Genomic DNA, 13901 nt, shown 5'->3' on the forward strand with positions numbered 1-13901 from the left:
GTGATGCGGGCGGAAAGCGCGGGCGATGCGCGCGCCACATCCTCCGCCGGCGCGATGGGGCTGATGCAGGTGATGCCCGACACCTGGGCCGGGCTACGCATCCGCCATGCTCTCGGCCACGATCCCTTTGAGCCGCGCGACAACATCCTCGCGGGCACGGCCTATCTGCGCGAGATGTGGGATCGCTACGGCAATGTGGCCGCGATGCTCGCGGCCTACAATGCAGGCCCCAGTCGCTATGACGAATACCGCCTTGCGGATCGTCCGCTGCCCGCCGAGACGCGCGCCTATGTCGCTTCGCTTGCGCCCATTCTGCACGGCGAAGCGCCATCGGGCACCGCTTCCGCTGCTGCCCGGCCGCTCGACTGGCGCGAGGCGTCGATCTTCGTTGCGCGCGAAGATGGGGCTTCCCCCGCAGATCCAGCGTTTCAGGGTCGTGCGCCGGACGACGCCCCTTCGCTCCTCCCGGCTGCACCGGACTCGCTCACCGCCTTGCAGCCGGAGGGCCTCTTCGTCACCCGCAATGCCGGTGGGGACCAGCCATGAGCAGCGGCAACGCAATTCGCATCCCGTCGTGTGCTGGCGTGTCATCGAGGGCGCGAGGGGTGGCGGCAGGCACCCCGACCGAAGGATGGCGAGATAAAAAGGCGCACGGTGCGCTTCGGTTGGGCGGTTGTTTTTGCGGGGTTTTCCGTCGCGTTCCGCGCCGTGCGGCGCTGGCGCGCACCGTGCGCTGCGCGCCCATCCTCCTGATATTCCGCATCCTTTTGCACCGTGCGGGGCTGCGCCATGTCAGATGACAGCGAGTTCCGCATCCGTCCGGGACGCATCCGCTCGACCCGTGTGCAGCAGGCCCGGCCTTTTGTCGCCCAGGCGCTCGCCGCCGCCCAGAAGGCCGGCGGCCGCGTCTCACGCTCCGGGAGGATCACGTCCGGCAACCGCTCGCGCTTCGGGCGCGGCCAGCGCGCCAGCATCCAGGCCAATCGTCTGCTGAGCGGGCGCTCGCGTGTCGTCGTCATCAAGACCCGCGTGGTGCGCCATACCGCACGTTCCGCTCCGCTCGGCGCCCACCTCAATTACCTGCGCCGCGATGGCGTGACCCGCGACGGGGAAAAGGCACGGATGTTCGGCCCGGAAATCGACGACATGGATGCCGGCGCCTTCGCGGAGAGGTGCCGGGACGACAGGCATCATTTTCGGTTCATCGTCTCGCCGGAGGATGCCGTCGACATGACCGACCTCAAGGCGCACGCCCGTGAGCTGATGGGGCAGATGGAAAAGGATCTCGGCACCCGGCTCGATTGGGTCGCGGTCGATCACTGGAATACCGACAATCCCCATATCCACATCATCCTGCGTGGCCGCGCGGACGACGGCCAGGACCTCGTGATCTCCCGCGACTACATCAAGGAGGGGATGCGCGCCCGCGCACAGGATCTCGTCACGCAGGAACTCGGCCCACGCACCGATCTGCAGATCCACCGCAATCTGGAGCGCCAGGTCGAGGCGGAACGCTGGACCCAGCTTGACCGACAGCTTGTCCGTGACGCCCACAAGTCCGGGATTATAGATCTCGCTCCGCCTGCCGACCGCCAGCCGGACGAGTTCCATGCGCTGAAGGTGGGGCGGCTGCGCACCCTCGAAATCCGCGGATTGGCCGGCCAAATCGGACACGCGCAATGGTTCATCAGGCCCGAAGCCGAGACTGTGCTGCGCGAGATGGGCGAACGCGGCGACATCATCAAGCGTATGCACCGCGCGCTCACAGAGCGCGGCATCGAGCGCGGCTCGGCCAGCTATGTTCTTGCGGGCGAAAGCCTCGACGTTCCCATCGTCGGCCGACTGGTCGAACGCGGCCTCGATGACGAGTTGAAGGGCACGGCCTATGCCGTGGTCGACGGTACCGACGGCCGCACCCATCATATCAGGCTGCCGCACCTCGATGCCACGGGCGACAGCCCGCCCGGTTCGATCGTGGAATTGCGCTCCTGGGAGGACGCGCAAGGGCAGCGCCGTGTTGCGCTCGCCGTCCGCTCCGATCTCGATCTCGGCGCTCAGGTCGGCGCCACGGGCGCGACCTGGCTCGACCGGCAGGCGATTGCACGCGAACCCATTGCCCTGTCGGACAGCGGCTTCGGCGCGGAAGTCCGTCAGGCACTTGATGAACGTGCCGAGCATCTCATCGGCGAGGGTCTGGCCGAGCGGCAAGGCCAGGGCGGCCGCGTCGTCTTTGCGCGTCGCCTCCTCAGCACCCTGCGCCAGCGCGAGATCGATGCGCTCGGCGAGAAACTCGCCTCTGAGACCGGGCTGCCGTTCAATCGCGCAGCCAGCGGCGAATATGTCGCCGGCGCCTACCGTCAACGGCTTGCGCTGGCCTCCGGCCGCTTCGCCATGATCGACGACGGCCTCGGCTTCCAGCTCGTGCCCTGGTCACCCTCCCTCGAAAAGCAGATCGGCCGCCATGTCTCAGGCGTCGCTCGTGACGATGGCGGCGTCGATTGGGAATTCGGCCGCAAGCGCGGCCTCGGCCTCTGACATCAACCGGAAAGGACAATCGTAATGTCGGCGACCAAGATCCTCTGGGGACAGATCAGTATCGTCTTCCTCATCATCCTCGCCACCACCTGGGGCGCGACGCAGTATGTCGCCTGGAGCCTCGGCTATCAGCCGCAACTCGGCCCGCCCTGGTTCGAGCTGTTCGGGACGCCGATCTACTACCCGCCGGCGATCTTCTGGTGGTGGTATTTCTATGAAGCCTATGCGCCGCCGATCTTTGCGAAGGGGGGCATCATTGCGGCCTCCGGCGGCTTCATCGCCATCGCGGTCGCCATCGGCATGTCGGTCTGGCGGGCGCGCGAGGCCAAGAACGTCGCCACCTATGGCTCGGCGCGATGGGCAGAGACCTCGGAGATCAGGAAGGCGGGACTGCTCGATCCCGATGGCGTCGTCCTCGGCCGTTATGACCGCGAGTATCTTCGCCATGACGGCCCGGAGCATGTGCTCTGCTTTGCGCCGACCCGATCCGGCAAGGGCGTCGGTCTGGTCATCCCGTCGCTCCTGACTTGGCCGGGCTCGGCCATCGTCCACGACATTAAGGGCGAGAACTGGCAGCTCACCTCCGGTTTCCGCGCGCAGCATGGCCGGGTGCTGCTCTTCGATCCCACCAATCCGAACTCCTCGGCATACAATCCGCTGCTCGAGGTGCGGCGCGGTCAGTGGGAGGTGCGCGACGTCCAGAACATCGCCGATATTCTGGTGGACCCGGAGGGTTCCCTGGACAAAAGGAATCACTGGGAAAAGACCAGCCATTCGCTCCTCGTCGGCGCGATCCTGCATGTCCTTTATGCCGAGCCGGACAAGACGCTGGCGGGCGTCGCCAAATTCCTGTCCGACCCTAAGCGCCCGGTGGAATCCACCCTGCTTGCCATGATGCGGACCCCGCATTTGGGCGAAGCGGGGCCGCATCCCGTCGTCGCCAGCGCCGCGCGCGAATTGCGCAACAAATCCGACAACGAAATGTCCGGCGTGTTGTCGACGGCCATGTCTTTCTTGGGCCTCTATCGCGATCCCGTGGTCGCGGAGGTGACGCGCCGCTGCGACTGGCGGATCAGCGATATCGTCGGGGGCGAGCGGCCGGCGACCCTCTACCTCGTCGTGCCGCCGTCGGACATCAACCGCACCAAGCCCCTGATGCGATTGCTGCTCAATCAGGTCGGTCGTCGCCTCACCGAGGATTTGCAGGAAAACGCCGGCCGGCACCGCTTGCTGCTGATGCTGGACGAGTTTCCCGCGCTTGGGAGACTGGACTTCTTCGAGACTGCGTTGGCCTTCATGGCGGGCTATGGCCTCAAGAGCTTCCTGATCGCGCAGTCGCTGAACCAGATCGAGAAAGCCTATGGGCCGAACAACTCGATCCTCGACAACTGCCATGTCCGCGTGAGCTTTGCCACCAACGACGAGCGTACCGCCAAGCGGGTTTCCGACGCACTCGGCACCGCCACCGAGATGAAGGCGATGAAGAACTATGCGGGGCACCGCTTGTCTCCTTGGCTCGGCCATCTCATGGTGTCCCGCTCGGAGACCGCACGCCAGTTGCTCACACCGGGCGAGATCATGCAGCTTCCCCCGAGCGACGAGATCGTCATGGTCGCCGGCATCCCGCCGGTTCGGGCGAAGAAGGCGCGGTATTTCGAGGACGAGCGGTTTCGCGAACGCCTGCTCTCGCCACCGGAGCTGACGCCGCCCGAGACGCCGCAGACGGACGACTGGACCGCGTTGCCGATTCCGGCGCGGCCCGAATATTCCAGCGAAGATCCTTCGCCTGAACCAGCCGAGGATGAAGACCCGACCCAATCAGAACGGAGGCTGCAGCCTGAACTCGGCCGCGTGAAGCCGGCGGAGAACAAAAAGCCCATCGAAAGCGAATGGGAGGCTGGGCTGTCCGATGATGTTGACGAAGAAGCCGCCCAGAACCGGCGCATGATCCGTAATGTTCAGGGCGTTGCGCGTCAGGTCTCGATGAATCCCGGCGACGGCATGGATCTCTAGCGACATGGCCAATCCCCGGAAAAAGAGAAAGGTCACGGTTTATCTGGACCCGGCCATCGAGAAGGCTCTGGTGGAATTTGCCGATCGTCGGGATCGCTCGCAGTCCATGATCGCCGAGGCCGCGATCGCGTCGTTTCTGTCGCCCGACGACGCCGAGCGCCGGGAGGCGATCATCGCGCGGCGCCTCGATCAGATGGACCGCCGTATGACGCGTGTGGAGCGGGATGTTGGAATTGCTGTCGAAACCCTGGCGGTCTTCATCCGCTTCTGGCTAGCCACGACGCCAGCTCTACCGGAACCCGCCGCAAACGCGGCCAAAGCCAAGGTAGGAGAGCGGTATGAGGGCTTCATTGCGGCGCTCGGCAGGCGGCTCGCCCAAGGGCCGAAGCTTCGGCAGGAGGTGTCGGAGGATATGAGCGGACCAGATCACGGGGCAGAGATCAGCTAGTTGGTCGGCCGGTTTGAGCCGCTAAGATGCCGGTCGGTCGCGATCTCGTGTCCGCTCGCGACCTCATTCTCGACATTCGGGAGGCTTGCCACGTCGCCCATATGCGGACAGTCTGGTTTTAAACAGCAGTATCGGAAAGCTGAAATTTCGGAAAACCAAGGACTCAGACCAAAAGCGGCCCGAGAATCCGTCGTCTTGGACTTAAATCTGCTTGCTTAGAACCCAGTATAAAGACAGGCTGCCTAGAGGACAAAAAGGGGAGGTTCGGTCTGGCCATGAGCCTGTCGCAAACCGATTTTCCGCGCGATTGGCTGGCGCAGTTTTCCGGAGCGGAGCGTCTTGTGGCCGAACAGTTGGCCGACGCCGTGATGTTGGTCGGCCACGATGCTCTTTACCGGGGGCTGCGCTTACTGCTCGACGAGACCACCACAAACCGCGACGAGGGCGATCAGGACCGGCCGATAGCGCTGTTCGCTGAGCGCGCCGTGGAGACCCGCGATGCCAAGGATGACGAATATGGCTTCGTCCGCCACGAAGTCCTTCCCTTCTTTCCGGGTACCGATGAGGGGCGCGCCACAGGCACCGGCATGCCGCCCATCGTCATCGACCCAAGCGATCAAGAGGTCGGCAGCGAAGGCTCGATCGCCAATTTCATTACCGGATATGAGCGCCTGCACCGGGACCGCGTGCTGAGCCATCCCGGACCCGACGCGCTGCGCACCGGCCGCGTCAGTCACATTGTCATCGTCACCGACTTCATCGGCTCGGGCAAGCGCGTGTGGGAAATGCTCGAGGCGTTCTGGCGTGTCGCCACAATCCGTAGTTGGCACTCCTACGGCCTCGTCCGATTTGCCGTGGTCGCCTATTCCGGGACTGAAGATGGGCTGAAACACGTCCGATCGCACCGCTCGGGGCCAAACGCCCGTGTGGTCCATGCCTGCCCCACCATCTTCACCTCATTTGTCGGCGTGGACCGCGATGCGGTCTTGGCACTGTGCCGCGCCCATCCTCACCGTAGCCGCTATCCGTTCGGCTTCGGCTCGGCCGGCGCGCTTATCGCCTTCTCGCATGGCATGCCTAACAATGCGCCGCCTGTCCTACATAGCGATCGAAAAGGATGGGTGCCGCTTTTCCGCAACCGTAGCGCGCTCGGCGCCGACATGCATTTTCCGGCGGCCAATGCCGATGCCCTCGCCGACCGCGCTCGGGCAGTTCTGCAAATCCGGACGGCAGAGCGATTCCTCGCCGATCCAACCCGTCGCCGCTGGGTCGAAACGATGCTGGTTCTGACCGCGCTCAAAGATGGATCTCGCACGGCGGCCAGCGCTTCTGCTCGCACGCGGCTGTCGCTCGCCAATGTCGAGCAGATTCTTGTGTTCACCCGCATCGCCCGCTGGACGAGCCTGCGTAACACCCTGACCGTTCTTGGCCAGCGCGAGCTTCGGCGGCTTCAGTTACGGCGCGCCCGCACGGTTGTGCTTCCCACCGAGGACTTGCCCTACTATTATCCTAGCCAGTTGAGGGCCCGGTGAGGGAGTTTAGAAATGCGCCGCGCAAGCGGCGACAGGTTCCTTGGGAACCTGGGGCCAGGGATTTCCCGGGTCCGTGCATCGGAGCAGGACCTTCGCGCTGCGCGAGACAGCAAGTCACGGCTGGCGGGGTCTTGGACGAGACTTGCTGTCCCACCCACCTGAGTGGGTCGAAGTAGATGTCCGCACCGAGCCCTCAACGCTACGCATCTGGCGCTCGCCGCCACGGCATCGATGCAGTCACGCTTGAAAATGCATTAGCGGCGCTCGCCCGCATACGAGCGACAGACCCTCGCATTACCCCGGTGCTGACTCTGCGCCATTTCTCGGTACTGACCGAGCTACCCTATCTATTCCTGCGTCGGACGGTCGCGCGTCGCGGGCACACGAAATACCGGTTCGTCCTTCTGAAGAAGCGTATCCCAGGCCGATCCGCCAAGCGGATGATCTCGATTCCGCCGAAGAGCCTAGCGATCGCGCAGCGCTGGCTAGTCGATCATGTCCTTCGCTATGCGCCCGTCCATCCGGCAAGCTTCGCCTTCCATCCAGAATCTTCGCCAGTCCAGGCCGCTGAACAGCACCCCAACACCAAATGGCTGTTGAAGGTTGATATCGAGGATTTCTTTCACTCGGTGAGTGAAGGGACGGTCTCGGCGATCTTTGCCTGGCTGGGCTTTCCCAAGTTACTGTCCTTCGAATTTGCACGACTTTGCACTATCGGGCTCGATCGAGGGCCCGGAAAGAACCCTGCGCCACACAAAGGCCCGATCGACTTCTACGCGCTTGGTTATGAAGGCATTCTTCCGCAAGGTGCGCCAACGAGCCCGATGCTCGCCAATCTCGCAATGCTGCGTATCGATACACTCCTGGCGCGGCTAGCCGAGGAACGCGGGCTGCGCTACTCGCGCTACGCCGACGATCTGGCCTTTTCCACCGACGCCGATCGCTCGCTGGGGGAGATGCGCAGGCTTCAGCGCGACGTGTGCGCGATTCTCAACGACTCGGGGTTCCGGCACAATCAGCGCAAGACCGTGATCCGTGGCCCCGGCACGCGCCGGATCGTTTTGGGCATGCTGGTCGACGGCCCAATGCCTCGCCTACAGCGCGCCTATAAAGACATGATCCGTCTCCATCTCCATTATCTATCCTCACCCGCTTATGGGCCTGCCAAGCATGCTCTGGCGCGCAAGACCGGCGTCTCTAGTCTCTATCATCATGTTCGTGGCCTGATCGCCTGGGCCCAGCAGGTCGAACCAGCCTTTGGCCAGCAAGCGCTTGAGCAATTCGCCTCAGTCGACTGGCCGCCTATCCAGCCCCGCCAGATCGAAAGCGGCTGGGATGACTGAGCTCCCGCCGCCAAGCGCAATATCTTCGAATATAGTGCCGAAAACCAATCTCAATGCTGGACCGTTCCAGTCGCAAACCGTAATTTGAGCCAATGGCAGAAAATGCTCAACAACCGGCCGACTTCGCGCCCTACATTCGCCACCTGTCGATCAAGCGGTTCAGGGGGATCGAGGCGCTGTCGTGGTTCCCCGGCAAAGGCATGAACGTGCTCCTGGGCGGCGGCGACGTGGGCAAGAGCACCATTCTGGACGCCATCGCGCTTCTTCTCAGCCCAACCAATGCGGCAATGCTGTCAGATGCCGATTATTGGCAACGCCGGCACGAGGACGGCTTCGAGATTGCCGCCGCTATGGCGCTGCCCCTGAACTGTGGCATCGTCGAGCAACGCAAGTCGAGCTGGCCCTGGGAATGGAGCGTGGATGGCCCGAAGCTTCCCGATCTTGAGGCCAATGACGGCCAGCCGCTCGATCCTGTGTTCTGCGTGCGCGTCTGTGGGACGCCCGATTTTGAACTGCAACACGAAATCTGCCAGCCCGACGACACCGTCGATCATTTCCCGGTTTCGGTCCGCCGTAATATCGGCGTCGTGCGGCTCGGGGGCGACGATCGCAACGATCGCGACCTCCGCCTGATCCAGGGATCGGCGCTCGACCGCCTGCTCAGCGACAAGACATTGCGATCACGTCTGGCGGATAAGATCGGGGAAACAGACGTGCATGGCGAGCTCAAGGAGAGTGCGAAGATCGCGCTCGGTGATCTCGATGAGCGGTTCCAGAAGCGCACTTTGCCCAGCCAGCTCGGCCTTGGTCTGGTCGGCGGGCCGGGTTTTTCGCTCAATGCGCTGATCGGCCTCACCGCAACCAAGGACGGCACCATGCTGCCCATGGCGAGCTGGGGTGCGGGGACACGCCGGCTTGCGGCGCTCGAGGTCGCCGCAGCCCATCATGCCGAGCATCCGATCATGGTCGTCGATGAGATCGAACGCGGCCTTGAATCCTACCGCCAGCGCATTCTGATCGAGGAGCTGCTCGCGAGCCCTTCGCAGGTGTTCGTGACGACGCACAGCGCGCCTGCCGTCCACGCCGCCGCCACGGCCACGCTTTGGTATGTGGACGCCGGCGGCAAGATCGGGAGGCTTCCGGCATCGGTCGCGGCGCAGCAGAAGCGCGATCCCGAGACCTTCCTCGCGCGAGTGGCAGTGATCGCCGAAGGCGCGACCGAAGTCGGATTCGTCACCAATCTGCTCAACCGTTCGCTCGGGGAGGACCTCCGTCGTCACGGAATCTGGGTCAGCGACGGCGGCAGCAATTCGGAAGCGTTGACTGTACTACGTGGCCTCGCGACGAGCGGGCTCAAAGTTGCCGGCTTCGCGGACAATGAGGGCACACAGCAGGGCCTGTGGCAACAGACCAAGGACCAGCTCGGCGATCTCCTCATGCGCTGGCCGGACGGATGCCTTGAAACCAACCTCATCCCGCACCTTCAGGATCACCAGCTAGAGGCCTTCATTGCCGAGCCCGACGGTGATGTTGGCGAGCGGCTGCGAACCTTGGCCGATCGACTGAATCTGGAGGATAAGTCGCTTGCGGCGATCCTCGCTGCGACAGACGATATCCGCTCGCTGATGATCGCGGCAGCGTGCGGTACCGCTCCCGCCGATCCGAACGCGCCTGAGGCGCAGAAAAAGGCGTGGAAGAAGCACGGCCAGCGCTGGTTCAAGAGCGTCGCGGGCGGCGCCGAACTCGCCGACAAGCTCTTCGCGTTTGGGCTCTGGCCGCATGTCGCGCCCCAGCTTCTCCCGTTCGTCAATGCTGTCCGAGGGGCCGTCGGGCTCGGGGCCGCGCAAGCGGTCGTCTGATGTCAGACGCGACGGTCGCCCAAGCGCTTCGCTCCGCCGCGCGCCTCGTGGTCGTCGAGGCGCCGGGCGGCTGCGGCAAGACTTATCAGGGCGCCCGCTACGCCTGCGACATCGCGCCCGCCCTCGGCGACGGACGACTGCTCATTTTGACTCACACCAATGCCGCCTGCGACGTCTTTGCCGGCCGGACGCACGGTCTCAGCCGCCACGTCGAGATTCGCACGATCGACGGGCTCGTGATCGAGATCGCCGGCGCCTACCGCCACCCCCTTGGCCTGCCTGAGGATGTCGGCGCTTGGGCACGGCGCACCCCAAAAGGGTACGACCTGCTGGGCGAGAGGGTGGCACGCCTGCTGACCCGGCATCCTGCGATCGCGGACTGTGTGGCCCGGCGTTATCCGATCGTCGTCTGCGACGAGCATCAGGACGCAAGCGCCGACCAGCATACACTTGTCATGGCGCTGCATCGCGGCGGGGCGCAGCTTCGTGTGTTCGCCGATCCGATGCAAATGATCTTCACCGGCACCCAGGCGCAAACCGCCGCCGCAGAACAGCGCTGGGAGAATCTCAAGGCCGCAGCCGATCGGTTTGAGGAACTCGACCAGCCTCATCGCTGGGCAAACGTCCAGCCCGAGCTCGGCGCCTGGATCCTCGCCTCGCGCGCGACGCTGCGTGATGGCGGCAAGATCGACCTCACCGGCAACCTTCCGGCCGGGCTCACCGTCCATGTTGCCGAGAACAGCTCACCGCAGCGCACCGGGTTCCGAGTGGACGCGCAAGAGAGTCCTGCAATCTACGCACGCGCCAACGCGCCGTCTTTGCTCGTCCTTACCGGACAAAATGATCGCGTCACCGCCTTGCGTGCCTTCTTCAACCGGCGCCTGCCGATCTGGGAAGGCCATGTTCGCGAAGGGCTGTCCACGCTCGCCGCGCATTGTGCGGCCCATCAGGGCAATGCCGAGTCACTGGCGCGCGGCATGCTCACATTCATGGGCTCGGTCGCCTCGGGGTTTTCGCCGACGGCCTTCGGCAACCGCTTCGTGCTCGAGGCGCAGGAGGGATGCGCCAAACCTTGCAACGGCAAGCCGCAGCATCTCCAGGCGATGGCTCGTCATATCGTCGAGTGCCCGGATCATCGCGGCGTGGCACGAGCGCTCAACCACCTGCGGAGCCTGGCAGCGAATGAAGCGGCCTTTGCTGACGTCCGCATCCATCATGGCCGCGAGTTTGCCGAGGCGATCCTGCTCGGCCGGTTCGAGGATGCCGATGACGGCTTTGCCGAAATCGCTCGGCGACGCACCCACGCCCGACCACAGCTGCCGATGAAAGCGATCAGCACGATCCACAAGGCCAAAGGCCTCGAATTCGAAAATGTGATGGTCCTACCGTGCGACGCTGACAATTTTTCGAACACCAAGGCGTCGCGCGCCCGGCTATATGTCGCGCTCAGTCGGGCGACCCGCTCGCTGATGCTGGTCGTTTCGAAAGCGAAGCCCAGTCCGCTGTTCAACCTGTAGGAAGCGGCTCGTCGACGACGAGGTCTGTTCTTTTTCACTACGTCTCTCCAGTGTTCCGGAACCCGCGATGGCTGAGATCGAGCGCTTTGCATTCGAACTGCGGCGGCCACTTGGATGGCTGCTTTCCCATCTCCGCCGCTCAGAAGCGGTCGAGCAGGAATCCACCCAGAAGCGAACACTGGTCGCTGCCGTAGCGAATGGCAGCTCTGTCCCGCGAAGCGGTATGACTCGTCGAGTCGCTCCGCTCTTGCCAAACGGTTCAACTATGCAGCTCCATCTTGGTGCTGAGAGGCACAACCGCCAATCTCCTGTATTTTTATCCCACACTACTACGACGGCCGAAACTTGTTGAATCGGTCCGTGTTGCGGCTCTTTTAGTGATCCCCATCCGGGGATCTTCTCTCGCCTCCCCGGTGGAACGGGGACGAGATGGCAGGCATCAACCACGAACAGGCAAGTGTGGACCGCGGCGCGCGCATGCTCCGGACGGCGCTCGGGCCTGCCATCTCGAACCTCCTGCAAGACCCATCTGTTGTCGAGGTCATGCTGAACCCCGATGGCCGGATCTGGGTGGACCGGCTGTCGGAGGGTCTGTCAGATACCGGCGAGATACTCTCCGCCACAGACGGCGAGCGCATCGTGCGGCTGGTGGCCCACCATGTGGGCGTCGAAGTGCATACGCGCAGCCCGCGCGTCTCGGCCGAACTGCCGGAAACCGGGGAGCGCTTTGAGGGATTGCTGCCGCCCGTCGTCGCTGCGCCCGCCTTTGCCATTCGCAAGCCCGCCGTCGCCGTGTTCAGCCTGGACGATTATGTTGCGGCGGGCATCATGGATGCCGATCAGGCCGAGACGCTGCGCGCGGCCGTTGCATCTTGCGCCAATATACTGGTTGCCGGCGGCACGAGCACAGGCAAAACGACGCTCACGAACGCACTACTCGCTGAGGTGGCGAAGACGCAGGATCGCGTCGTCATCATCGAGGATACCCGCGAGCTGCAATGCGCCGCGCCTAATCTCGTCGCCATGCGGACCAAGGATGGCGTCGCCACCTTGGCCGAACTGGTGCGGTCGTCCCTGCGCCTGCGCCCCGATCGAATCCCCATCGGCGAGGTGCGTGGGGCCGAGGCGCTCGATCTCCTCAAAGCCTGGGGCACCGGACACCCTGGCGGCATCGGGACTATTCATGCCGGCTCCGGGATCGGGGCGCTGCGCCGTCTCGAACAACTCATCCAAGAAGCTGTCGTTACCGTCCCCCGCGCCATGATCGCGGAGACCATCGATCTCGTCGCCGTTCTCGCTGGTCGCGGTTCAGCGCGACGCCTTGCCGAGCTTGCCCGCGTCGACGGGCTTGGGCCGGACGGCGACTACCGGATTTCACCCGCCACTTCAGAACCCGACACCGCTTACAACACTGGAGAAACTGAATGATCCGTCGCGCCTTTCGTATCCGCCACCATGTCGCAACCGCTGCCATCGTCGCCTGCGCGAGCCTGATGACGTCTCCGGCCCTTGCCTCGGGCTCCTCGATGCCCTAGGAAGCGCCGCTGCAATCCATTCTCGAATCCGTAGAAGGGCCAGTGGCGAAGATCGTCGCCGTGATCATCATCATCGTCACAGGCCTGACGCTGGCCTTCGGCGACACCGGCGGCGGTTTCAGGCGCCTGATCCAGATCGTATTCGGGATCTCCATCGCCTTTGCGGCGTCGAGCTTCTTCCTGTCCTTTTTCAGCTTCGGCGGCGGGGCGCTGGTCTGATGGCGCTCGCGTTCGAAGCGCTCGACGAAGTGCCGGGTTTCTCGATCCCGGTTCACCGCGCCCTGACCGAGCCGATCCTGCTCGGCGGGGCGCCGCGCTCCGTCGCCATCCTGAACGGCACGCTCGCCGGTGCGGTCGGCCTCGGCCTTCAGCTCTGGCTCGCCGGCATCCTGATCTGGGCGGTCGGTCACATCGCTGCCGTCTGGGCGGCCAAGCGCGATCCGTTCTTCGTCGAGGTCGCGCGCCGCCACCTGCGCATCCCGGCTTTTCTCTCGGTGTGAGGTCCGAGCCATGATGAATCTCGCGGAATACCGCCGCACCGCATCCCGCCTCGCCGATTATCTCCCCTGGGTGGCGCTGATCGGCTCGGGCGTCGTGCTCAACAAGGACGGTTCATTCCAGCGGACCGCGAAGTTTCGCGGACCCGATCTGGATTCCGCCGTCGCGGCCGAACTGGTCGCGGTGGCCGGACGGCTGAACAACGCCTTCCGCCGCCTCGGCTCAGGCTGGGCCATCTTCGTCGAGGCGCAGCGCTCGGAGGCCGCCACCTATCCGGCCAGCCGTTTCCCCGATCCCGCCTCGGCGCTGGTCGATGCCGAGCGCAAGGCCGATTTCGAGGAGGAGGGCAGCCATTTCGTCTCGGGCTATTTCCTGACCTTCCTCTGGCTCCCGCCCGCAGAAGATGCCGCACGCTCGGAATCCTGGCTCTATGAGGGGCGCGAGACCTCGGGCGTGAACCCGTGGGAGCTGGTGCGTGGCTTTATCGACCGCACCGATCGCGTGCTGGCGTTGCTCGACGGCATGATGCCGGAATGCCGCTGGCTCGATGACGCTGGCACGCTGACCTACCTCCATTCCACCATCTCGACCAACCGGCATCGCGTGCGTGTGCCCGAGGTG

General features: G+C 64.3%; 10 protein-coding genes and 2 pseudogenes. All 12 read left to right on the forward strand.

Translation table 11 applies throughout. The features are described from left to right. On the forward strand, positions 1-546 hold a 546-nt coding region (locus tag AQY21_RS08895), incomplete at its 5' end, for a lytic transglycosylase domain-containing protein (RefSeq protein ID WP_058097333.1). A 243-nt stretch (positions 547-789) separates the two neighbouring features. Continuing rightward, positions 790-2535, forward strand: coding sequence for a VirD2 family relaxase/mobilization nuclease (locus AQY21_RS08900; protein WP_058097334.1), 1746 nt, complete (start codon positions 790-792; stop codon positions 2533-2535). Positions 2536-2559: 24 nt separating this feature from the next. Further along, complete coding sequence (locus tag AQY21_RS08905) at positions 2560-4548, forward strand: conjugal transfer protein TraG (RefSeq protein WP_058097335.1); 1989 nt, start codon at positions 2560-2562, stop codon at positions 4546-4548. A 4-nt stretch (positions 4549-4552) separates the two neighbouring features. Then, entirely contained in the window at positions 4553-4996 is a 444-nt protein-coding gene (locus AQY21_RS08910; protein WP_058097336.1) for a hypothetical protein, read from the forward strand. Between the two features lie 275 nt (positions 4997-5271). Further along, positions 5272-6528, forward strand: coding sequence for a hypothetical protein (locus AQY21_RS08915; protein WP_058097337.1), 1257 nt, complete (start codon positions 5272-5274; stop codon positions 6526-6528). Between the two features lie 176 nt (positions 6529-6704). After that, on the forward strand, positions 6705-7871 hold the full coding sequence (locus AQY21_RS08920) for a reverse transcriptase family protein (protein WP_082658052.1): 1167 nt from the start codon (positions 6705-6707) through the stop codon (positions 7869-7871). A 92-nt stretch (positions 7872-7963) separates the two neighbouring features. Then, positions 7964-9730, forward strand: a complete 1767-nt coding sequence (locus AQY21_RS08925) for an ATP-dependent endonuclease (protein WP_058097339.1) — start codon at positions 7964-7966, stop codon at positions 9728-9730. Then, positions 9730-11247, forward strand: a complete 1518-nt coding sequence (locus tag AQY21_RS08930) for an ATP-binding domain-containing protein (protein ID WP_058097340.1) — start codon at positions 9730-9732, stop codon at positions 11245-11247. Before AQY21_RS08925 ends, AQY21_RS08930 begins: the two co-directional genes overlap by 1 nt. A 429-nt stretch (positions 11248-11676) precedes the next feature. Then, the gene (gene trbB, locus AQY21_RS08935; protein ID WP_058097341.1) at positions 11677-12675 is read left to right on the forward strand and encodes a P-type conjugative transfer ATPase TrbB; all 999 of its coding nucleotides are present in this window, start codon (positions 11677-11679) and stop codon (positions 12673-12675) included. Then, positions 12672-13001, forward strand: a pseudogene (locus AQY21_RS08940) (TrbC/VirB2 family protein). Before trbB ends, AQY21_RS08940 begins: the two are co-directional and overlap by 4 nt. Next, positions 13001-13282, forward strand: coding sequence for a VirB3 family type IV secretion system protein (locus AQY21_RS08945; protein ID WP_036749093.1), 282 nt, complete (start codon positions 13001-13003; stop codon positions 13280-13282). The pseudogene AQY21_RS08940 and the gene AQY21_RS08945 overlap by 1 nt, the downstream one beginning before the upstream one ends. A 10-nt stretch (positions 13283-13292) precedes the next feature. Then, positions 13293-13901, forward strand: a pseudogene (locus tag AQY21_RS08950) (conjugal transfer protein TrbE); the annotation flags it as partial.

This window comes from Paracoccus sp. MKU1, from assembly GCF_001447385.1.
Lineage (GTDB): Bacteria > Pseudomonadota > Alphaproteobacteria > Rhodobacterales > Rhodobacteraceae > Paracoccus.

Bases quoted from the DNA above. Each gene is read 5' to 3' on its own strand.
- AQY21_RS08925 (WP_058097339.1), top strand. From the start codon at position 7,964: ATGGCAGAAAATGCTCAACAACCGGCCGACTTCGCGCCCTACATTCGC.
- AQY21_RS08910 (WP_058097336.1), top strand. From the start codon at position 4,553: ATGGCCAATCCCCGGAAAAAGAGAAAGGTCACGGTTTATCTGGACCCG.
- trbB (WP_058097341.1), top strand. From the start codon at position 11,677: ATGGCAGGCATCAACCACGAACAGGCAAGTGTGGACCGCGGCGCGCGC.
- AQY21_RS08905 (WP_058097335.1), top strand. From the start codon at position 2,560: ATGTCGGCGACCAAGATCCTCTGGGGACAGATCAGTATCGTCTTCCTC.
- AQY21_RS08930 (WP_058097340.1), top strand. From the start codon at position 9,730: ATGTCAGACGCGACGGTCGCCCAAGCGCTTCGCTCCGCCGCGCGCCTC.
- AQY21_RS08900 (WP_058097334.1), top strand. From the start codon at position 790: ATGTCAGATGACAGCGAGTTCCGCATCCGTCCGGGACGCATCCGCTCG.
- AQY21_RS08945 (WP_036749093.1), top strand. From the start codon at position 13,001: ATGGCGCTCGCGTTCGAAGCGCTCGACGAAGTGCCGGGTTTCTCGATC.
- AQY21_RS08920 (WP_082658052.1), top strand. From the start codon at position 6,705: ATGTCCGCACCGAGCCCTCAACGCTACGCATCTGGCGCTCGCCGCCAC.
- AQY21_RS08915 (WP_058097337.1), top strand. From the start codon at position 5,272: ATGAGCCTGTCGCAAACCGATTTTCCGCGCGATTGGCTGGCGCAGTTT.